This is a genomic window from Aphanothece microscopica RSMan92, from assembly GCF_046613545.2.
GTDB lineage: Bacteria > Cyanobacteriota > Cyanobacteriia > PCC-6307 > Cyanobiaceae > NIES-981.
The window spans coordinates 30,261-49,469 of the sequence record NZ_JBKKKY020000018.1 but is presented as its reverse complement, the minus strand read 5'-3'; the positions used below and the strand labels follow the sequence as shown (position 1 = coordinate 49,469).

Genomic DNA, 19,209 nt, shown 5'->3' with positions numbered 1-19,209 from the left:
CGCATTCGGCGCTCCAGGGGCGTACGCCCCTGGAGGTCCTCCAGCAGTGGAGAGCGGCCTGACGACCCACCAGCTCTCAGAAGAACTGGACCAGCAATGGGGGTCACGTCAGGCCCCACGAGCACGGTGTCGGGGGCATAGCCATTGGCCAGCAGCATGGTGGTCATCCACTGCATGTGGCCCTGCAGCGATATGCAAAGCCAACGGCAAACAGTGGACGAAGTATCGCGAGAGCGACCGGTGTCAGACCTACCTGGACGCCCTCGCGGAAACCTCCGGAATGCGGATGTTTGACTTGATCGAGCCGCACCGAGAGCGGCGTGGCTTCAAGGCGATCCAGGCCGGAGGGCCCCTCCTCGGGGGAAGCAACTGGACGGCCCCGGCGCAGTCGCGCCCCACTGCCTCCAGCAGCTCAAAGGCACTGGTGCCCCGCAGGGAGAAACGCCGCTGCAGCCTTCTCAGGATGACCTCGTTGTCGGGGAGAAGGTTGGCGAACCATCGCTCCACCACTTCCCCTCGCAGCGCAGACGTGCCCAGGCCAACCGGCAGCGAGAGCGAGAGGGGCCGGAACTGTGGCGCGCTCAGCCAGGCAGGGTCGTAGTGGAACTCCTGCGGGCCCCGTCCCGGCACGCGCCACTCCCCCATCCGCTCCAGGGTGAAACGGCCTGGATTGAGCTCCAGGGCCGAGAGGCGCGCCTGGCTGAGGCCACCGGCCTTCTGCGCCAGGGCCGACTGACTGAGACCGCGCTGACGGCGTAACCCAGTCGGCAGCTGACCCTGCTGGGAGGGGGCGCGGATGACCTCCTCCTCGGCTGCAGCGTTGGCAGTGGCAGTGGCGGTGGGGCGGACGACATACCGGCACTTGGATTCCGAGTATTCCCAAGCCACTTGAAATCCATGTATCCGTGAAGTACTAGGAATAACGAGTGTCTCTGCTTGGCCGGGATGTCTCAGCGCTCCACCAGTTGCCAGAAGCTCCACTTCTGGCCGAAGGCCTCCCGGAGCCGTCCCGCAAAGCTGCTGTGGGGCTCCACCCCCTGCCAGTCGTCGATGCAGGCGTCGAGCCGCTCGCACTGGCGCAGGTGCTCGACGGCGTAGCGGTAGCGCTTGGAGCGGCCCATCGACAGCGCGAACACGACCATGGCCCGCAGCAGCAGGCTGGCGGCCAGCGGATGGTCGGCGCTGAGGCGCTCGGCGGCCGGTTCATGGATCTCGTAGGCGTCGCCGTCCCAGGCCTCCCCGTGCTCGATCACATAGCGAGCCGCGCGCGGCAAGGCGGGCCAGAAGACCAGGAACTGCAGCGCCGCCAGCGGCAGCGGGTGCGCTTCCGCCACGGCCATCGCTCGCTCCTCCGCCTCCACATCGGCGAAGTCATCGAGCCGTTTGAGGTAGTCGCGCAGCAGCGGAATCGAGAGCGTTTTGCAGAAGACCAGCCAGCGGTGCTGCTGGGCCTCGTCGCCGCGACCGAGGGCCTCGAGTGCGGCAATGCGCGTGGCGTGCCACGCCTCGGCCTCCATGATCTGCGTCGCCTTGGCGGCATGGTCCAGCACGGCCAGGGCCTGCCCGGCCCGGCCGGCCTGGAGCAGATGGCCGGCCACCTCGGCGGCGGTGTCGGGCCAGGTGAGCTGGGAGGGCTCGAACAGCTCCAGGTAGCCCTCCAGATCGCCCCGGCCCAGCGCCAGTTGCTCCATCGTGAAGCGATCGACGCCACCGCGCTCCAGCAGGGCCTCCTCCAGTCGCAGCAGCCCCGCTGCTTCCAGCACCGGTGCCAGGGCCGGGATCAGCCCCTCGAACTGGCCGTAGCCGTTTTCCTGCAACAGCTCGGCCGCCTGCTCCACCAGGGCCTGAGGGTCGCTGCCAGCTGCGGCGGCGAGGGTCGCCAGCGCGTCCACCCCCCGCTGGAACAGGCCGATCACCGCACCGGTGGAATCAGAAGAGCGGTCCAGCACCCCCTCGCTCAGCTCCAGCAGGCGCAGCTGCAGCTCCACCGCCAGGGCTGGATCGGCCGTGGCGATCGGCCCGCTGATCGCCTGCTGCTGGGCCTCCAGATCCGCCAGCAGCGCCTTGCGCCTGGTGGAATCGAGGAAGGTGGTGGAACGGCTGATGGCCGCCAGTCGCTTGCGCACCTCCTGGGCCGCCCCCTCGGCTCCGGCGGCTGCGGCCAGGGCCAGCCTCAGCCGTCGCTGGATCACAGCATGGCCGGCGCTCACCTCGATCAGGAGCTCCGCCAGCGTCGCGGCGCCCAGTGCCTCCAGGTTCCTGGCGTTGAGGGTGCGCTTGGCGGCCATGGCCAGAGCTCTGCTGACACGAGGATGCCGCCCGGGCGACTCAAACGCATGCCCCCATCCGCGCCATCGGCCGCGAGCGCCTGCATTTTGAAGTGCAGCCCCGCAAGCACTTCCAGATCCCACCTGCAGCCCTTCCGCCAACCTGAAGTTCCCCTGCACAGGTCCCAGCCGATGACGGTGAACCGGGAGTCGCTGGAGAAGCTGGGCCGTTTCCTGCTGCGCGGCCTGCGCATCGGCGCCAGCACGGTGTCGATCGTGGAGTTGCTGCGCAACGAGTGGACCGGCGGCATCAGCGCCGGGGTGGCCTGGTTGGTGTTCCTGCAGGTGGAGCGGCGCCTGCCGCCTCTCACCCCAGATCCCGAGGACTGATCCGCAGCTCGGCGTAGCCGGTGGCTGGATCCAGCTCCCGGCGGAAGCGCCACTCCGGCAGCAGGCCGATCATCAGCTCCGCAGTGGTGCGCACCAGCGAGCCCGGGCAGAGGTGCCCGCCGATCACCTCACCCTGGCTGTCGGCAATGGCGATGTGCAGGTGGGCTCCATCGGGCGAGAGGGTGCCCGAGAGGCTGAGGATCTCCAGCTCGCCCTGGATCGTCGTGGCTTCGGGTGCCCCCGCCAGGCGCAGCTGGGCCACCGACAGGCTGCCCACGGCGCTGATCACACATCCGGCCTGCTCCTGCTGCTCGCCCATCCAGGCCTCCAGTGCCAGGCGTAGGTCATCGCCTGGCTGCAGCCGCAGCGGCACCACCTTGATCACTCAGGCCCCTCCACCAGCCCCTGGACCATCACCAAGGCATCGACGTAACCCAACTGCCTGTGGCGGAACGCACCCGGCAGGGGTCCCACCACCTGAAAGCCGTTGCGCTGCCAGCAGCGGATGCCGGCCGTGTTGGTGCTCACCACCAGGTTGAACTGCATCGCCCGGAACCCCAGCCGTCGCGCCGCCTGCAGCGAGTGCTGGCAGAGCCTGCTGCCGATTCCCTGGCGGCGGCAGTGCTGGGCCACCACGTAGCCCGCGTTGGCGACATGGGCACCGAGGGCCAGGGAGTTGGGCCTCAGGTAGTAGGTGCCCAGCAGCGCGCCGGTGGGATCCACGGCCACCATCACCGCCTGGCTCTGTTCCACCCAGGCCACCTTGGCCTCGGCTTCGCTGATCGCCGGGTCGTGGGGGAAAGTTTCTCCAGCGCGGAACACCGGCTCCAGCAGCGCCCACACCCCAGGCCAATCGGCCGCCTCAAAGGGGCGTATTTGCAGAGGAGTGGTTCGCGTAGGCAGAGAAACGCAGCGACCGGTGTCGATTGTCTCGTTCAGCGGGGCTCAGTGGGCCATGCACCGCAGGCCCCTCATGCGCAGGAACCCGTCGCTCACTTCTCTTCTGCAGCCCCCGGGGGGATGAGCTTGATCTGTTTGCGGCCCAGCTTGATCTCGAACTCATCGCCGGGCACCCCAAGCCCAGCTGGGTGGTGCAGGCCTTACCCACCATGAGGTTGCCGTTGAACTGCACCTTGGTGGCATAGCTGAGCTGCCGCCCCGATCGGCCCCTGCCGCCGCGGCCACCGCCACCGCCGAGGTTCATGCCCTTGGCTTCCAGCAGCGCCTCATCGAAGGCGGTGAAGTTCAGCCGTTCCGCACCGTCTTTCTTGGAGCTCACGTAGCCGCAGCTGGGCACCAGATCGGACTTGGAGGCATCGTCCAGCTCCTTGACTTTGGCGAGCAGATCAGTACCGGTCAGCATGAAGCGGGAAGGCCTCATCACCCTGCAGATGGTCTTGCGGCAGAGTGGAGGATGCCGCCACGGGAGCCGCCGCCGCGGCCTCGGCGGCTCCCCTGCTCGAGGGAGGCCAGGCCGCATCCCTGCTCCGCCGGTCAATGGCATCGGCCGTCCCAGCCGCCTCACGGTGGACATCCCCAGCGTGGACGGCATCGTGGTGAAGGGCACCGCCATGCCACAGGATCCTCCCCGCGATTGAGCGCCGTGCCTCTGCTCCGAGCCGGCTTCACCTACTTCAGCCTGGTCTTCGGTGCCGGCTTTCTGCTGGGGGCCGTGCTGGTGCTGGTGCTGGTGCCCCGCCTCGGCGCGCGCCTGGCGGAACTGTCGGAGATGCCGCTGATGGCCGTGGTGATCGTGCTGGCGGCCCGCCACGTGCTTCGCCGCTGGCCGTTGCCCAACGCCACGGCCTGCCTGCTGGTGGGGGGCCTGGCCCTGGCCCTGCTGCTGGCTGCCGAATTGACCCTGGCCGCCCTGGTGGAGGGCCAGTCGCCCGCCCACTGGATCGCCAGCCTGGACCCGGTGTCGGGTCCCGTCTATCTCGCCATGCTGCCGGTGTACGCGTTGATGCCCTTGGTGCTCAGGCCGGCCCGATGATCGCCAGACGCACGTTGCTGACGGCGACGGCAGCCGGCCTGGGCCTGGCCGGTGCCGGGGCGTTGACCTCCTCTCGCCAGGAGGCCGCCCTACTGGCCGAGGAGGGCAACAAGCAGGCCCTGGCGGCCAAGGCCGATGCAACCTGCTGGGTGATCGAGCACCTGCGCGGGCAGGCCGCCTACCGCCAGCAGCAGGCCAAGCGGCTCACCGAGCTGTCGCGCTCCGATGCCGGCCGGGCCGATGCCCTGGAGGAATCGCTGGTACTGGTGCTCACCCGCCTGCAGCCCAGCGCCACCCGCTTCTCCTTCCCCAACCACGAGCTCACCAGCCGCAAGTCCCAGGCCGTCGAGATCGACGACGAGGACGCCCTCCCGGCTGAGTGGCTCGCCGTCAAGACCACCAGCCAGCCGGACAAGACCGCCATCAAGGAAGCCCTCAAAGCCGGCCACCTCATCCCTGGCGCCCTGCTCGTCTCCCGCCGCTCCTGGCGTATCCACTGACGGGGGCAGCGCCCCCTCCTCATGGGCCTGCTGCAGCGGCAGGCCCAGACACGCCTCCAGTTGAACTCCTCACCACCTCAGAAGCTATGGACCTCTCCGCCTACTGCAGCGCCAGCTCCACCACACCCACCAGCCCGCGGCCCAGGGGCCACATCTGGTCCACCCGCCTGGCCAGCTGGGTGGTGCCGATCACCCGCAAGCCGGGCCGCCGGCCCTCGCCCGATCACATTCACTGCAGCGAACCGCCCTGCTGGGTGCTGATCGAGCCGCTGCCGCCTCAAACCTCCGCCCACTGATTTCGGGCCCTGTTCCCCCTCTCCCCCCATCGAAGCCATGACGTGCGCCTTCTCCACCGAGCAGATCGCCTCCCTGTCTGCCCCCCTCGATCGCGCCAAGGTGCGCCAGCGCGAGCAGGGTCGCTCCAAGGTCTCCTATCTGGAGGGTTGGCAGGTGATCGCGGAAGCCAATCGGATCTTCGGGTTCGATGGCTGGCAGCGGGAAACCATCGAGGTCCGCTGCGTCAGCCAGGCTGAGCGCACCATTGGGCGAGACCAGAGGCCCGGCTGGGGCGTCACCTACACCGCCCGGGTCCGCGTCACCGTCGGCGGCCCCACCAGTGCAGCAGCGGTAATCCGTGAGGGTTGCGGTGCTGGCCACGGCATCGATGCCGACCTGGGCCAGGCCCATGAATCCGCCCTCAAGGAGGCCGAGACGGATGCCATGAAGCGGGCGCTGATGACCTTCGGGAACCCCTTCGGCCTTGCCCTCTACGACAAGCAGCAACGCGAGGTCACCCAGTCGGCAGGGGAGAGCAGCGCTCCTCGGACTGCCAGTGCCAGCAACGGGTCGCGATCGATCCATCGCAGCCCCTCGCCTGCCACCCCAAGCGCCAGCGACGACCCCGGCCTCACGCCGCTCGACCCGGCCGTCATCCGCCAGATCCTCGACACCCTGCGCGGTCTGCCCCGGCCGGTGCTGGAGGGCTTCACCAAGGCCTTCCGCAAGCGGTTCCAGGTGCCGGAGGAGGCCACCTCCATCGCCGATCGCATCTGCCAGAGGCGCCACCACGACTGGATCGAGGCCTTCCTGGTGCAGCACGAAGCCGCAGCATGAACGACAGGGGCCCAGGCAGCTGGAAACCATCTGGCTGCCTACCCTGAAGCGGTCCGGCCACAAAGGGGCCATGAGCACGCAAACCGAACTCGGGTGGGCTGGCTGCACCGCGGTGGAGCGTGATCCGCAGCGGGTCAGTGGTGCCTGGGTGTTCCGCGGGACCAGGGTCCCGGTGGCAGCCCTGTTCGAAAACCTGGAAGACGGCATCTCCCTGGCGGAGTTTGTGGAGCTTTTTCCTGGGGTCACGCAGGAGCAAGCCCGCTCGGTGCTGGAGCATGCCGCCCGCAGTACGGCGGCGGCCGTGGCCTGAGTGCGGATCCTGTTTGACCAGGGAACGCCGGTTCCCCTGCGCCGTGCACTGAACGGCCACGTTGTGGCCACGGCCTACGAACTGGGCTGGTCCACCGTCACCAACGGGGACCTGATCCGCCTGGCGGAGCTTGAGGGCTATGAGCTCCTTATCACCACCGACACCAACCTCCGCTACCAGCAGAACCTGCATGGCCGAAGCATCGCGATCCTGGTGCTGACCACCACCAGCTGGCCCCGGATTCGCCAGGTCACGGGAGACATTCAGGCTGCGGTCGCCGCCATGGCTCAAGGCGACTACAAGGAGCTGCGCATCCCCTGAGGATCCCGACGTCACCGCCCGAAGACACTCCCAAACACCCAATCGCGCTCGTGCCGGCGTACGCATCTGGAGTGGTCCATGGGTTTCCCTCTCCCCCGGTCTGCGGCCCTGCCCGCGCGGCTCGAAACCCCATACGCATCCTTCCCTTGGTCCCGTCGGGCTGAATCAGCTCTGCCCCAGCTCCCGCATCCGCTGCCAGAAGGCGCTCTTGCGGCCATGGCCCGAGCGGATGGCTGCCATGTAGGCCTCATGGCTGGGGATGTCGCCCCAGGCATCGATGCGTTGGCTGAGCAGCGCGCAGGTCTGCAGGTGGCGGGCCGCGTGGCCGTAGCGGCTGGAGCGGGTCTCGGCGAGGGTGAAGTCGACCATCGACCGCAGGGCCAGCGTGGCCGCCAGGGGGTGGTCCTGACTCAGCTTCTCGGCAGCGGCCCCCATCACCCCGTACTGGGCGCCTTCCAGTTCGCCGCGCCGGTTCACCACCAGCTCGGCGGTCTGCGCCAGGGCCGAGGGCCAGCTGAGCAGGAAACAGAGGCTCTGGGTGAGGCTCGGGTACGCCAGGGCAATCGCAATGGCCCGCTGCTCGGCTTCCACGTCCTCGAAGGCCGGCAGCTGATCGAGGTAGGCGCGTAGCAGGCTGCCGTCGAGGCAGCGCTCGAAGCAGTTCCAGCGTGCCGCCTGGGCCTCCTCGCTGCGGCCCAGGGCCTGCAGCGCGGCGATGTGGCTGTGCTCCCAGCTCATCTCGGGCCAGCGCGATCGATCGGGGGTGGCCCTGGTGAGGAAAGCCAGAGCCTCCTCGGCGCGGCCGGCGGCCAGCAGGCGCTGGGCGATCTCGGCGGCGATGCGGGGAAAGCGCTGCTGCTCCGGGGCGTACTGGGCGATGAAGCCATCCACATCGCCGCTGGCTTCCGCCACGGCCTGCAGGCCCAGCTTCACGGTCCACTGGCGTGAGCTCTCCTCTCGCTCGTGGGCATAGGTGGGCCCGCCGGACCCGTAGCCCACCTGCTCCCACTCCTCCCTGGGCGGCACCGGCACCGGCTCCTCACCCAGCTGCTGGAAGCGCTGTTTGAGCGCCGCCAGTCCCACCGGGCCCAGGGGCTCGGCCAGCTGCTGGATCACGTCGTCGAACACCCCATAGCCGTTGTGGCAGAAGGCCTCGAACAACCGCTCCGCCAAGGCCAGCGGCTCGGGTTGGGCGGCCGCGGCGATCGGGCCCAGCTGGCGGATGGCGTCGCGGAAGATGTCGCCGATCAGGCCGCTGCTGTCGTCACAGCGGCCGAGCACGTTGTCGCCGAGCTCCAGGAACTGCCACAGCAGATCCAGGGCGGCCGCGGGATCGCGCTGGGCGATCGGCCCGGTGATGGCGTCGAGCTGGGCCGTGAGGTCCTTGCGGATCAGCTGGCGCTGCTCGCGCTCGAGGAAACGCCTGGAGCGGGCGATCGTGGCCAGCCTCTTTCGTACCTGGCCGGCGGCCTCCCGGGGGCTGGAGGAGGAGGCCACGGCCAGCTTGAGCTGCCGCTTGATCGCCGGGTCACTGGCGGCCAGCTCCAGCAGCAGCTCGGTGAGGCGCTCCGGCCCGAGGGCCAGCAGGGCCTTGGCATCCAGGGCAGAGGAGCGGGGCATCAGGGGGAGACGCCGGGATGAGCTGGGTCTTAAGCACCCAGTCTGGCCAGGTTCTTCGCCGCACAACCACCAGCGGTGTCCCAGCCACCGCTGGCCTGGGTATAAAGCGCGCAGCATCCTGGCGCCATGCACCGTCACCCCATCAGGACCGTCAGCCGTGGGAATCCTGAGGTGACCTGAAGGATGGCGCCCCCACGCTTCGATCCCCATGGCTATCTGGAGGAGGGAATTCACTGCTGCACGCTCGAGCAGCTCGATGCCCTGCTGGGATGGAATCCCTGTCGTCAGCGGTTGCTCGGCCAGCTGCGGCAGTTCCTCACGGAAGCACTGGAGCCGGCGATGGGCCCTGAGGCACCGCTGGTGCTCTATCACCTGGAGCGATGCAACGAGGCGATGAGCGAAGCGACTGCACGCTTACCTCACCTGCTCGAAACGGACTGAGATCGGCTGCAAGGTCGAATGCCCCTTCCTCCTGCCTCGGCGGAGAGAGGGGCGTGTTGTCTTCGCCACGGACGCGTGGGGACTCTGCATGAAGCACTCGCTCCCTGGCCCTCAGGCGCCGTTCGTACATCGCTCGTACAACGACCCGAAACGGGCCGGGCAACGGCCGTCGAGGCCCGGCATTCGTACATTTTCCGTACATTGCCCCTTCTGGAGACGAAATGAGAGCTCCCGAAACCTTCGAGAACCCTTGCAGCGACTGAATCGGGGCGACAGGATTCGAACCTGCGACCTAGTGCTCCCAAAGCCCTCTTTTTTGGGTTCCTCAGACCCTGCACCAACGTTGCGATCACGGCCAAAAGCCCTTGCTGTACAAGGCTTCTGGGCTGCAAGGGCGTGACAGGTGATGCCCAGCCATGCCAGGCTTTTGGGGCCGATTTGCTCACATATTTGCTCACATGGGCAGTTCTAGGGCCTCGAGCACGTGGGCGTCGGTGCTGCGCTCCGGCCTGCGCCTTTCCCTTGCCCAGCGGGGCACGAGCAGCGGCTGGCGCGTCTCCGATTTCCGGGGTCGCACGCGCCTCACGGTGGACGGGAGGACCGGGCGGCATCAGGTGCTCTTGCCTATCGAGTGGAGCCATGAGCAGGCCGATGCCATTCGGGACGCCGTCTTGGCAATTCACAATGCGTACCTCGCTGGCTCCTCCCTAGATCAAGCCATCGACTCCGCGCTGGCGGGCGATGAGCAGGCTGGAGCCTCAGGCTCTGGGCCGATTGACTGGCCTGCCCTGGTGGAGCGGTTCAAGGCGAGGAAGCTGAGCAGCGGCGCCATCAAGCCGCAGACCTGGAACAGCGTGTATCAGCGCCGTATGGCTGAACTGCTGGCTTTCTTCGAGGGGAAGCGACCGCCAACCAACCCCAGGGAGCTACTGGAAGCCGTGACGGCACGCTGGTCCAAGCAACCCGGAGCCCGCGGTCGGCAGATCCAGGTGCAGCAGACCGCAGCGTTGCTGCGTTGGGGGGTTGATAGCGGAACCTTGACCCCAGAATGGGCACCACCGCTCGATCTTGATCCCTACGTGGGCCGCAAGCGAGCAGCGAAAACCATCACGACCCCGCTGGAGGTGAAGCACATTCTGGAGTTGGTGGACGCCATCCCCGACGCACGCTGGCGCTTCGCCTTCCAGCTGCTGGCGGCCTATGGCCTGAGGCCGGAGGAGCTCCAGCACCTTCAGATCCGAGGCAATCGCCTGTGGTGCGAGTACCGGAAAAGTACCAGTCGCGGCGAGACCCAGCCCAGGCCTCTGCGTCTTCTTCCCTGTGACGACTGGGCTGAGAGCTGGAATCTGCTGGAGACGTTCAAGAGCCAGCCATTGCCGCCGATGCGGCCTGGCTATGGCGCCGAGGATCTGGGTCTCTACATGCGCCGGCGGCGCCGCTGGCAGGAGCTGCGCCAGAACTACGAAGCAGCCGGCGAGAAGCTCGTTCTGTATTCGGCACGGCATGGCTATGCGCATCGTGCCCACCTGATCTGTGAGCTCCCTCCCAAGGTCGCTGCTGCGGCTATGGGCCATAGTGTCGAGACACACTTGGCGGCCTACAGCAAATGGTGCGGCGATGACGTGGTGGATGATGCCTTCGAGCGGGCAGCTGCACGGCTGGGTCGTTAGATGATTGGCATTGCATACGCCGACCCCTCCATAGCCGCACAGATTTCAATACATACCTAGTGATTTAGGTGTATTAACATAGCTTGTTGGAGGTTATTGAAATGTAGGGGTGATCAGGTGGGCACCAGTGCCCCTAGTTGCTTGATCATGTAGCGCACCATTGCAGGTGCGCCGCCCCGTGCCCGCTGGGCATCACTGACAAGCCCTTCAATGGTTCTCACCAGTTGATCAAACGTGAGAGGACCATCCTTCAAGATGCGGTCCCGAATGGCATCCCATTGCTGAACGTGCTCAGGCTTGCGCTCACTTGGCCTATAGGAGGCAAAAGTGAAGAGTCCTGTAATTGGAGTCGCACGGCGTCGCTCAGCGGTTGCGACACTAGGCACTGGAGGTGGGGTGAAACGACCCTTGGCTGCATCGTCAAGGAGTTGCAGCACAGCTGCAACCTGCTCTTCTGCTAAGTAGAATAGCTCACGGTTATCAGCGCCTGTGATGTTCTGGTTGATCAGCATCCGGCGAATGGCGGTCTCTACTGCGAAAGCTTTTTCCCTGTCGCCAACACTGACGCAGGCAAGTGTTTCTGCGGGTACTGGCAGGACATTCTGCTCAGCATCACGACGAAGGGGGCTATTGGTGATACCGACTTTGTGCCAGGCTGTGCCGCCAGGCAGTGACCACCTCTTGAGATAGACGTAATTCATCATCGGAGACTAGTGTGGTCTTGTCGTCATTGGGGCTGGGAGATTCCGGTTGCTTCTGCGGTGAAGTGTGGGGCCGCCTCTCAGCACCTACACTGTCCTTCAAGCTGGTTTCTCGTGAAATCCCCCGAATGGGGGATAGGTGTCGCTATGGGTTGGGACTCTGGTTACACTCCTATCCAGGTAGCCTGAAGCTGGCGAGCTTCTGTTTAGCTGATCTCCAGGTTTAACTGCCGGTTATTCCATGAACTAAAGCGAAGCATTCGCTTGCTGTCCCTGGCGAACTTCTGGGAAAAATTGGGACTCGCCTTAAAGCTGACCAGTCGGCCGACACCGCGACACGGAGTCGTGACGGTTGTCAACGCCCAACTTCTCGTAGATCCTTCGCAGATGGGTCTTGACGGTGTTTTCAGACACCATCAATTTGGCAGCCAGTTAACTGATGCGCAGACCACGCTCCAGTTCCAGGAGAACGTCCTTCTCCCGCTCGCTGAGCTGAACATCCGGCTCCACCCCGCTGTTTTCACGTTCAAGGGCCTCCCTCTGGAGCACCTGAGTGAGGTCTGCCGAGAGATCCGGATCGATCCAGATCCCGCCCTGCACGATGGCCAGAACCGCGTCGCGCAGACCCATCAACCGCCGAGGGTGCAGCTGGAAGCCTCGGACTCCTGCGGCCATCACCTGGCAGGCCAGACGGACATCACCCTCCCTCAGGTACAGGAGGACAGGAGGGAGCTTGCCAATCAGCTCACGGTGTCCCAGCAGGGGGCAGCAGTCCGTGACACCAAGGCAGCTGACCACACAACGGCTGCATAGACCCGTGGGGTCGGCAATCACCACGCCGGCCTCGGGAGCATCTGGAGATGCCAACTGGTCAAGCAGTTCCTGGGGTTCAGCGGCCGTGGCCACCAAATCCCAGCCTGGTGCCAGCACGCTCAGCATGAGCCATAAGGGGGCGTCCCACCGAGTGGTGTAAATCCTGAGGAGCAGCACCGGCGTAGCAGGTGCTGACGGTCTCTTCCTCAAAGACCCTGCGGGGGAATGGGTGGGCTGGTCTGTGACCCTGCTCGGAGCACTACCACCTTCCTGAGACCAGACCAGGCCCATCTCCGATTCTGCCGCCCATGAGCTGGCGCAACTGCTTGGCAGCGGCACCGCCGGTGACCTGATCCCCGAACTGGTGCGCCAGGGCCTACAGGCCCTGATCGAGGCCGAGGCCGCTGTTGCCCTTGGAGCCGATCGCCATGAGCGCACCACCCAACGGCGGGGCCACCGCAACGGCATCCGGGAGCGGCTGCTGAGCACCCCGGCCGGCGACATCCAGCTGCGCATCCCCCGCTTCCGCACAGGCAGCTTCTACCCCTCGTTGCTGGAACCCCGTCGCCGGGTGGATCGGGCCGTGTGGGCCGTGGTGATGGAGGCCTACGTCTCCGGCGTCTCCACCCGGAAGGTGGATGAGCTGGTCGCGGCTCTGGGCTGCGAGAGCGGCATCTCCAAATCGGAGGTCAGCCGCATCTGCCAGGGGCTGGACACCCAGGTGCAGGCCTTCCTGGGCCGGCCGCTGGAGTTCAGCCGCTACCCCTACATCTACCTCGATGCCACCTACCTGCACGGCCGGGATCCGGCCCGCAGGCAGGTGATCTCCAGGGCTGTGATCGTCGCGGTCGGCATCACCGGCACCGGACAGCGGGAGGTGCTCGGCATTGAAGTCGGCGACAGCGAGGACGAGGCGTTCTGGACCGCTTTTCTGCGGCGCCTGCGCGAGCGAGGGCTCTCTGGCGTGCAGCTGGTGATCAGCGACGCCCACGCCGGCCTCAAGAAGGCGATCGCCCGGTGCTGCCAGGGCACCAGCTGGCAGCGCTGCTGCGTCCATTTCACCCGCAACCTGCTGATCAAGGTGCCCAAGGGCAGCCAGGACATGGTGGCTGCCGCCCTGCGCTCGGTGTTTGTGCAGCCAGAAGCCCAGGCGGTGGAGCCGCAGTGGGAGCAGGTGATCACGATGCTCAGCGAAAAGTTCCCGGCGGCCGCTGCCTTGATGGAGCAGGCCAAGGAGGACTGTTGTCTTGACCCTAACCTCCACCCGCCGCCATGGATTCCCCCGAATTGGGGATGTCATTACTCCTCATGGCAAGGATGATGAGTACGTACTTGCATCCAGGACTTTCACAGTAGGCAATCGATTAAACCATGCATCTCGAATAGAGCTGCTCCTCTTGGCTTCATGAACCACTTCGATTCCATAGGTCTGCTCAATCCAGGCCTTATCTGCTGAGATCACAACGGAACATCACCCCCTACAGGAACTGAGAATCGTGGCTTGCTCCATTAATCATCCATCAGAGTATAAGGGCTCTACTGAGTACTACGACGAAGAGGCGACTCGGAACTGGTATTCGAGGCTTTCGCTTGAGTCTGCTATCAACGCTGCCTGTCTTGGAAAGGAGAATGCCAGTAAGAGGCACCCTCACTTCCACCGTAAGTGGCAACTCAACAACATGGCCACTCGTTCGCAAAAGGCCACCAAGGCCCTCATCAGGTGCATTGACGATATTCGTGCTTGCACAGACTTCGACAATCTTTTGGAATTGGTCGAGCAGGAGCTGATGGCTGGCCCTGATCCCGCTTGGGAGAATTCTCGTAACAGTGTTCTCACATACGACATCGCCGATTGGATTGCTTGCTCACTTGGATTGGCGCCCGAGTATGTTTACCTGCATGACGGTTGCAGGCGGGGTGTCGAGATGGCATTGGGCCGTAGGCTCCCTCCTCGGCAACGTTATATCTGTCTTGATGAGTTGCCTAATCAGTGGCGGGGGATGAAGCCTTATCAGCTGGAAACGGCATTCTGTGCTTTTGCCAGCGGGAAACCAAAGCAGTGGAAGCGATGAAGCTCATCCTCAGTCGCAAAGGCTCCGATAGTAGCTATGGCAAACGTCCGAGCCCAATCGGAAGCGACGGCTCAATGATCAGTATTCCAATTCCAGAAGATGGCTTCAAGCATGGAATCACTTACAATTCCATCCGCGGCCTCCCTCAAGTCCTTTCAGGTCCAGCCCACCTTGATCCTGATTTACGGAAGCAGGCACGATCAAGAAAGCCTGGCTGGAAGCCCGCCTTTGGACAGTGTGATGCTGCCCTCACCCACCTACTCAATCAAGGAGTTGGGAAGGGAGATCTGTTCGTCTTTTATGGATGGTTCAACGGTCCAGGACTCCCAGCTAAAGGTAGTCATGTCATCTGGGGATGGTTGCAAGTTGGGGATATCTATTGGCCTGGTCTCCAAAACCTTCCTGACTGGCTTCGTGATCACCCACATGCTTGCCCCTATCTCAAGCCACACAGTAGTAACGCGATTTACACGGCCACAGACAAGCTCAATATTGATGGAGTCAATGGTCTCCCCGGAGCAGGCACGTTCGATATCTTTCGGTCATGTCTTCGCCTCTCCTATGGCGAAAAGATGAGCCACTGGTGTGTCCCATCAGCCCTTGTTCCTTCCTGCCAATCATCCCAGACGATTTCACGTCATACCAGGAAGAACTATACCGACCTTGGTGATGGAACTGCAGTATTGGCCACCAAGTCACCAGGACAGGAGTATGTCATCGACTGTGACAAGCATCCCGCCTCATTGGAGTGGATTCTATCCAAGCTTCAGTTTCCCCGCCAATAGGGCCCCAGCCGTTTTTCTGGAGCTGAGCCTCCTCACGGATTCGCCTTTGGTCACGCTGCCTTCCTGCCGAAACTGGCGGAAACACAAGGGAAGTGACGTGGCTCCTATAATTGGTCCAGGGCGAATGAGAGTCCTGATACGGCCACGCTGGGCCGGTGACTCCAGCACCCAACGATCCCCCCACACCCCCGAGGAGGCCATCCGAAAGCTGCTGTAACTCGAAGGGCTTGGGCGAAGCAGTGGACCGCGGAGCAGTTGATCGCCCAGGTCAAGTCAGTCGCTGATGTCTGCAGCGCCAATGATGCAACATCAAGACCACCTACCGTCGTTTGCGCCAAGGGTACGGGGGCATGCAAGCCAAGGATGCACTGCGCGCACAGTTCTGGGCATCAGAGCGTTTCGCCTGTCGAGAGCATGCTCAAGTGCGAGCGGCAGCTCGAGGGCGACATGCGAGCGCTGTTGTGCAAGACCTAGCTCCTCCGACGCTCAGGAAGATGGTCAGTCCGGCAAGAGCAAGCTGTGCGACGAGCTGCTGGAGAGACTTCAACGGCTCTCTAGCCTTTGCGGATGCCACGGAGGGACACCGCATGAGTTGCTTCTGACGTCATGAGCTTGAGCACCACTGACCGCCTGGTTACTCCGTCGCAGCTGGCCCTTTTCAGCCGCAGCCCTGTGATCGGGGCCTGGTGGGAGGAGCTGGCTGCCCAGAAGCTCTTCACCGAACATCGCCCGGATGTGACCAGCCTCGATGAGCTGCTCTTCGCTTCTGGACATGAGCACGAGGAGGTGCTGCTGGCTGATCTGGAAGCCGCTGGGGCGGATGTCCATCGGCAGCAGCCAGTGGATCCCGCTGGCCCACCCCAGGAGCAGGACTATGCCAACACCCTGGCGGCCATGCGGGAAGGCCGCCAGTTCATCCATCAGGCGGCGCTCCGCAATGGCGAGATCCGCGGCTGGGCAGACCTGCTCGAGCGGGTGGAGGACACCCCCTCAGTGCTGGGGAGCTGGAGCTACCGCCCGATCGAATGCAAGCTCTCCAGCCATCCCAAGCCGATCTATCTGGTGCAGGCCTGTGCCTACTGCGAACTGCTGGAGCCGCTGCTGGGCCACCGCCCTGAACAGTTCCGTCTGTATCTGGGGGGCAAGCGGTTCCGCAGCTACGCCACCTCCGCCTTCTGGGCCTGGTACGAGCAGCTCAGGCAGCGATACCGCGACTTCCGAAGCAGCTTCGATCCTTCGGTAGAGCCGGAGGACGAGCCTGGGGATCACGGACTGTGGACCTCGTTCATCGACCAGAGGCTGGAGGACAAGAAGGACCTGATCCTGGTCGCCGGGATGCGCCGCACGCAGCGCGCCAAGCTCCGTGGCGCCGGCATACACAGAATCGATGACCTGGCGGCTTTGGAGCCTGGCGTCACGGTCAGCGGTCTGGATCCGGAGATTCTCGAGCGGCTACGTACCCAGGCCGAGATCCAGACCGCGCCAGCCCAGCCCGACGGCCGCCCGCCCTACCGGGTTCGTCCTGCCGATCAGCAGGAGCGGGGCCTTGGCGCCCTGCCCCTGGCGGATGAGGGGGATGTGTGGTTCGACATGGAGGGCTACCCCGATCCGATCACCGGAACCAAGCTCGAATACCTGTTCGGGGTGTGCTTCCGCGAACCGGGAAGCACTGACATTGCCTTCAAGGCCTGGTGGGCCCATGACCTGCCGGAAGAGAAGGCAGCCTTCGAAGGCCTGATCGACTGGATCGCCGCGCGCAGAGAGCGTCATCCAGGCCTGCACGTCTACCACTACGCCAGTTATGAGAAAACCGCGCTCGGTACCCTCGCCGCCCGTCATCAGACCCGCGAACGACTGATCGATCAGTGGCTCACCGAGGGGGTACTGGTGGACCTCTATCCGATCGTGCGCCATGGCCTGCTGCTGGGCGCACCGAGCTACTCCATCAAGAAGGTGGAGCTTCTGTATCAGCCGGCCCGGGAGGGAGCGGTGGAAACGGCTGCGGATTCCGTTGTTCAGTACGCCGAGTGGCTGCGTTCAGGTGAACCACGAAGAGCCGGAGAAGCCCCCGCCGGTAGTCCACGACTGCAGGCGATCGAGGATTACAACCGGGAGGATTGCCTCTCCACCGCCCGGCTGCATGACTTCCTGCTGGAGAAGCGGCGCCTGCTGGGATTGCCGGAGAGGCCGCTCGTGCTGCCAGGCCGGCTCGAGGAAGAGGCCGAGTTCGGTTCGGCCGGTGCTGCAGAGAGCGCGCAGGCCCAGCGCAACCGGGAAGCGATCGAAACCCTGATGCGCACCTCCGAGGTCCTGCTGGAGGAATTACCAGCAGAACGGCGGGACACGCCCCAGCCACCGCCTCCAGGTGTGGATGATCCGGCGGCAGCCGCCACCGAGGCGGCCGAGGCGGCGCAGGGGCCAAGGGAGCTGAGCATTCGCCTGCATCGCCTTCTGGCTCAGTTGCTGCCGTTCCATTTGCGCGAGCGCAAGGTGGAATGGTGGGCGTTCTTTGATCGGCTGGAGCAGAACCCCGACGAACGCTTTGCCGATGCCGAGGTGATTGCCGCTGCCACCCTTGAGTCCATCGAGGAGAAACAGACTGCCCGCGCGACCCACAAGGAGCTCACTTACCGCTTCGACACCGAGCAGCCGCTCAAGCTCAGAAATACAACCGGCAACCTGCTGCGGCTCTACATGCCCGATGAGGAGCTTTCGCTGGCTGCCGAGGTGGACGAGGAGGAGGGAGCGGTTCTGCTGAAGCTCACCGGCAAAGTGGAACGCGAGCGTGCCGAAGCCGGCCGGCCGATCTCCGTTCCGGCGCGAACGGATCTGGTCCTGTTTCCGCCCGACATCAGCCAGCATCTCAGGCCCCATCTGGCCCGTCAGGCCAGGTCCTGGGTGGATGATCGCGAGCACCTGTCGGCGGCGATGCTGCATCTGCTTGAGCGCCGGACGATGCCGGAGCTGGAGCCGATCAACGCACGCACCCGCCAGGCCGCAGACAGCACGGCCTCCGATCTGGCGGCGTTCCTGGCCACGGCCGATGGTGTGGCGTTGGCGTTGCAGGGCCCGCCCGGCACCGGCAAAACCACAGTCACCGCGGAGGTGATTGCACTCCTGGCGGCCCGGGACCAGAGGATTGCCGTGAGCTCCAACAGCCATCCGGCGATCAATCACCTCCTCCGTCGCTGCCAGAAAGCCATGGAGAACAACGGCAGCAAGGCCAGGGTGGTGAAGTGCACCGGCAGCTCCCCTCGGCCCGATGACGAGCAGGCCTTCGAGGGCACAGGTATCTCCTGCGTGCTGCAGAAGGACCTAAGACCGGAGATGGCGGTGGTGGGCGGCACGGTCTACGTGTTCGCCAAGCATGAGGAGGAACCCTTTGATCTGCTGGTGATCGACGAGGCCGGCCAGGTATCCCTCGCCAACCTGCTGGCGATGGCGTCCTGTGCCCGCAACATCCTGGTGGTGGGGGATCAGCAGCAGCTCAGCCAGCCCACCCGCGCTGCTCACCCGGGGGACAGTGGTCTCTCCTGCCTGGACTACGTGATGGAGCATCACGCCGTGGTCCCACCGGACCGGGGCGTGTTCCTGGCCACCAGCTGGCGCATGGCGCCGCCACTGGCGCAGGTGGTGTCCGAGCTCTTCTACGAGGGAGAGCTCACGGCAGCTGCAGCCAACGCAGCCAACCGGGTGGAGTGGAGGGGTCCGGCCCAGGGACTGCTGTTCCTGCCGGTGCCTCACACGGGCAACAGCACCGGTTCCGATGAGGAGGTGGAGCAGGTCGCTGCTCTGGTGGCGGCCCTGCAGGGTCAACCCTTCCGTCGCGCCGGCCGCGATGGCGTCGAACCAGGGGTGCTCGATTGGCGCGAGATCCTGATCACGGCCCCCTACAACGTGCAGGTTTCCCGCCTGAAGCGGCGCCTGGGCCCCGAGGCCCGCATCGGCACGGTGGATAAGTTCCAGGGCCAGGAGGCGGCCGTGGCGATCCATTCGCTCACCTCCTCCGATGCCGAGCAGGCACCGCGAGGGCTGGGCTTCCTGCTTGATCCCCATCGACTGAACGTGGCGATCAGCCGGGGGCAGTGCCTGACGATCGTGGTGGGCAGCCCCACCCTCTCCAGCGGCATCGCCGCCCAGGTCGAAGAGGTGATCCAGCTCAACCGCCTCTGCCGGTTGATGGCTGAGTGCTAAGACCCCAGACAGGCCACTG

General features: G+C 65.0%; 23 protein-coding genes. 14 read left to right on the top strand and 9 right to left on the bottom strand.

What is annotated here, in order from left to right; genetic code table 11:
- Positions 1-249: 249 nt before the first annotated feature.
- The gene (locus ACLD7X_RS07385; protein ID WP_411422890.1) at positions 250-888 is read right to left on the bottom strand and encodes a HipA N-terminal domain-containing protein; all 639 of its coding nucleotides are present in this window, start codon (positions 886-888) and stop codon (positions 250-252) included.
- Between the two features lie 62 nt (positions 889-950).
- Positions 951-2,288 (bottom strand): DUF6880 family protein, encoded by a 1,338-nt coding sequence (locus ACLD7X_RS07380; RefSeq protein WP_412007179.1) that lies wholly within the window; start codon positions 2,286-2,288, stop codon positions 951-953.
- Between the two features lie 171 nt (positions 2,289-2,459).
- Here ACLD7X_RS07380 and ACLD7X_RS07375 point away from each other — a divergent pair, with 171 nt between their 5' ends.
- Positions 2,460-2,657, top strand: coding sequence for a hypothetical protein (locus ACLD7X_RS07375; protein WP_412007178.1), 198 nt, complete (start codon positions 2,460-2,462; stop codon positions 2,655-2,657).
- On the opposite strand, the gene ACLD7X_RS07370 is transcribed toward ACLD7X_RS07375, so the two are convergent.
- The 3 genes from ACLD7X_RS07370 to ACLD7X_RS07360 are packed head-to-tail and all read right to left on the bottom strand — an operon-like array spanning position 2,635 to position 4,020.
- A complete protein-coding gene (locus ACLD7X_RS07370) occupies positions 2,635-3,042 on the bottom strand; it encodes a PPC domain-containing DNA-binding protein (protein ID WP_411422887.1) in 408 nt (135 codons plus the stop codon). The two genes, ACLD7X_RS07375 and ACLD7X_RS07370, sit on opposite strands and share 23 nt — an antisense overlap.
- Positions 3,039-3,500, bottom strand: coding sequence for a GNAT family N-acetyltransferase (locus tag ACLD7X_RS07365; RefSeq protein ID WP_411422886.1), 462 nt, complete (start codon positions 3,498-3,500; stop codon positions 3,039-3,041). Before ACLD7X_RS07365 ends, ACLD7X_RS07370 begins: the two co-directional genes overlap by 4 nt.
- Positions 3,501-3,519: 19 nt before the next feature.
- Positions 3,520-4,020: an AbrB-like transcriptional regulator gene (locus ACLD7X_RS07360; protein ID WP_411422885.1), complete on the bottom strand. Its 501-nt coding sequence runs from the start codon at positions 4,018-4,020 to the stop codon at positions 3,520-3,522.
- On the opposite strand from ACLD7X_RS07360, the gene ACLD7X_RS07355 reads away from it, so the two are divergent.
- The 7 genes from ACLD7X_RS07355 (at position 4,019) to ACLD7X_RS07325 (ending at position 6,894) form a co-directional block, all read left to right on the top strand.
- On the top strand, positions 4,019-4,255 hold the full coding sequence (locus ACLD7X_RS07355; RefSeq protein WP_411422884.1) for a hypothetical protein: 237 nt from the start codon (positions 4,019-4,021) through the stop codon (positions 4,253-4,255). The genes ACLD7X_RS07360 and ACLD7X_RS07355 overlap by 2 nt on opposite strands.
- Before the next feature lie 5 nt (positions 4,256-4,260).
- Positions 4,261-4,650 carry a hypothetical protein gene (locus ACLD7X_RS07350; protein ID WP_411422883.1) on the top strand — a complete coding sequence of 130 codons (390 nt, stop codon included), beginning with the start codon at positions 4,261-4,263 and terminating at the stop codon, positions 4,648-4,650.
- Complete coding sequence (locus tag ACLD7X_RS07345) at positions 4,647-5,150, top strand: siphovirus Gp157 family protein (protein WP_411422882.1); 504 nt, start codon at positions 4,647-4,649, stop codon at positions 5,148-5,150. Before ACLD7X_RS07350 ends, ACLD7X_RS07345 begins: the two co-directional genes overlap by 4 nt.
- Positions 5,151-5,236: 86 nt before the next feature.
- A complete protein-coding gene (locus ACLD7X_RS07340; protein WP_411422881.1) occupies positions 5,237-5,446 on the top strand; it encodes a hypothetical protein in 210 nt (69 codons plus the stop codon).
- Positions 5,447-5,483: 37 nt separating this feature from the next.
- Positions 5,484-6,263: an RAD52 family DNA repair protein gene (locus ACLD7X_RS07335; RefSeq protein WP_411422880.1), complete on the top strand. Its 780-nt coding sequence runs from the start codon at positions 5,484-5,486 to the stop codon at positions 6,261-6,263.
- Positions 6,264-6,333: 70 nt separating this feature from the next.
- Positions 6,334-6,573, top strand: a complete 240-nt coding sequence (locus ACLD7X_RS07330) for a DUF433 domain-containing protein (RefSeq protein ID WP_411422879.1) — start codon at positions 6,334-6,336, stop codon at positions 6,571-6,573.
- Positions 6,574-6,894: a hypothetical protein gene (locus ACLD7X_RS07325; RefSeq protein ID WP_411422878.1), complete on the top strand. Its 321-nt coding sequence runs from the start codon at positions 6,574-6,576 to the stop codon at positions 6,892-6,894.
- 165 nt (positions 6,895-7,059) lie between these two features.
- Here ACLD7X_RS07325 and ACLD7X_RS07320 read toward each other — a convergent pair whose 3' ends face one another.
- Positions 7,060-8,514, bottom strand: a complete 1,455-nt coding sequence (locus ACLD7X_RS07320; protein WP_411422877.1) for a DUF6880 family protein — start codon at positions 8,512-8,514, stop codon at positions 7,060-7,062.
- Positions 8,515-8,697: 183 nt separating this feature from the next.
- Here ACLD7X_RS07320 and ACLD7X_RS07315 point away from each other — a divergent pair, with 183 nt between their 5' ends.
- Positions 8,698-8,955, top strand: coding sequence for a DUF6932 family protein (locus ACLD7X_RS07315; RefSeq protein ID WP_411422876.1), 258 nt, complete (start codon positions 8,698-8,700; stop codon positions 8,953-8,955).
- A 1,037-nt stretch (positions 8,956-9,992) separates the two neighbouring features.
- Positions 9,993-10,625: a site-specific integrase gene (locus ACLD7X_RS07310; protein ID WP_425625123.1), complete on the top strand. Its 633-nt coding sequence runs from the start codon at positions 9,993-9,995 to the stop codon at positions 10,623-10,625.
- A 113-nt stretch (positions 10,626-10,738) separates the two neighbouring features.
- Here ACLD7X_RS07310 and ACLD7X_RS07305 read toward each other — a convergent pair whose 3' ends face one another.
- The 3 genes from ACLD7X_RS07305 to ACLD7X_RS07295 form a co-directional block, all read right to left on the bottom strand.
- Entirely contained in the window at positions 10,739-11,329 is a 591-nt protein-coding gene (locus ACLD7X_RS07305) for a GIY-YIG nuclease family protein (protein WP_411422874.1), read from the bottom strand.
- A gap of 303 nt (positions 11,330-11,632) precedes the next feature.
- Positions 11,633-11,743 (bottom strand): helix-turn-helix transcriptional regulator, encoded by a 111-nt coding sequence (locus ACLD7X_RS07300; protein WP_411422873.1) that lies wholly within the window; start codon positions 11,741-11,743, stop codon positions 11,633-11,635.
- 15 nt (positions 11,744-11,758) lie between these two features.
- Positions 11,759-12,232: a hypothetical protein gene (locus tag ACLD7X_RS07295; protein ID WP_412007176.1), complete on the bottom strand. Its 474-nt coding sequence runs from the start codon at positions 12,230-12,232 to the stop codon at positions 11,759-11,761.
- A gap of 196 nt (positions 12,233-12,428) precedes the next feature.
- On the opposite strand from ACLD7X_RS07295, the gene ACLD7X_RS07290 reads away from it, so the two are divergent.
- The 4 genes from ACLD7X_RS07290 (at position 12,429) to ACLD7X_RS07275 (ending at position 19,190) form a co-directional block, all read left to right on the top strand.
- Positions 12,429-13,460 carry an IS256 family transposase gene (locus ACLD7X_RS07290; protein WP_411422891.1) on the top strand — a complete coding sequence of 344 codons (1,032 nt, stop codon included), beginning with the start codon at positions 12,429-12,431 and terminating at the stop codon, positions 13,458-13,460.
- Between the two features lie 175 nt (positions 13,461-13,635).
- The gene (locus tag ACLD7X_RS07285; protein WP_412007175.1) at positions 13,636-14,211 is read left to right on the top strand and encodes a hypothetical protein; all 576 of its coding nucleotides are present in this window, start codon (positions 13,636-13,638) and stop codon (positions 14,209-14,211) included.
- Entirely contained in the window at positions 14,208-14,996 is a 789-nt protein-coding gene (locus ACLD7X_RS07280) for an Nmad3 family putative nucleotide modification protein (protein WP_411422870.1), read from the top strand. The genes ACLD7X_RS07285 and ACLD7X_RS07280 overlap by 4 nt, the downstream gene beginning before the upstream one ends.
- A 612-nt stretch (positions 14,997-15,608) precedes the next feature.
- Positions 15,609-19,190: a TM0106 family RecB-like putative nuclease gene (locus ACLD7X_RS07275; protein ID WP_411422869.1), complete on the top strand. Its 3,582-nt coding sequence runs from the start codon at positions 15,609-15,611 to the stop codon at positions 19,188-19,190.
- Positions 19,191-19,209 lie beyond the last annotated feature (19 nt).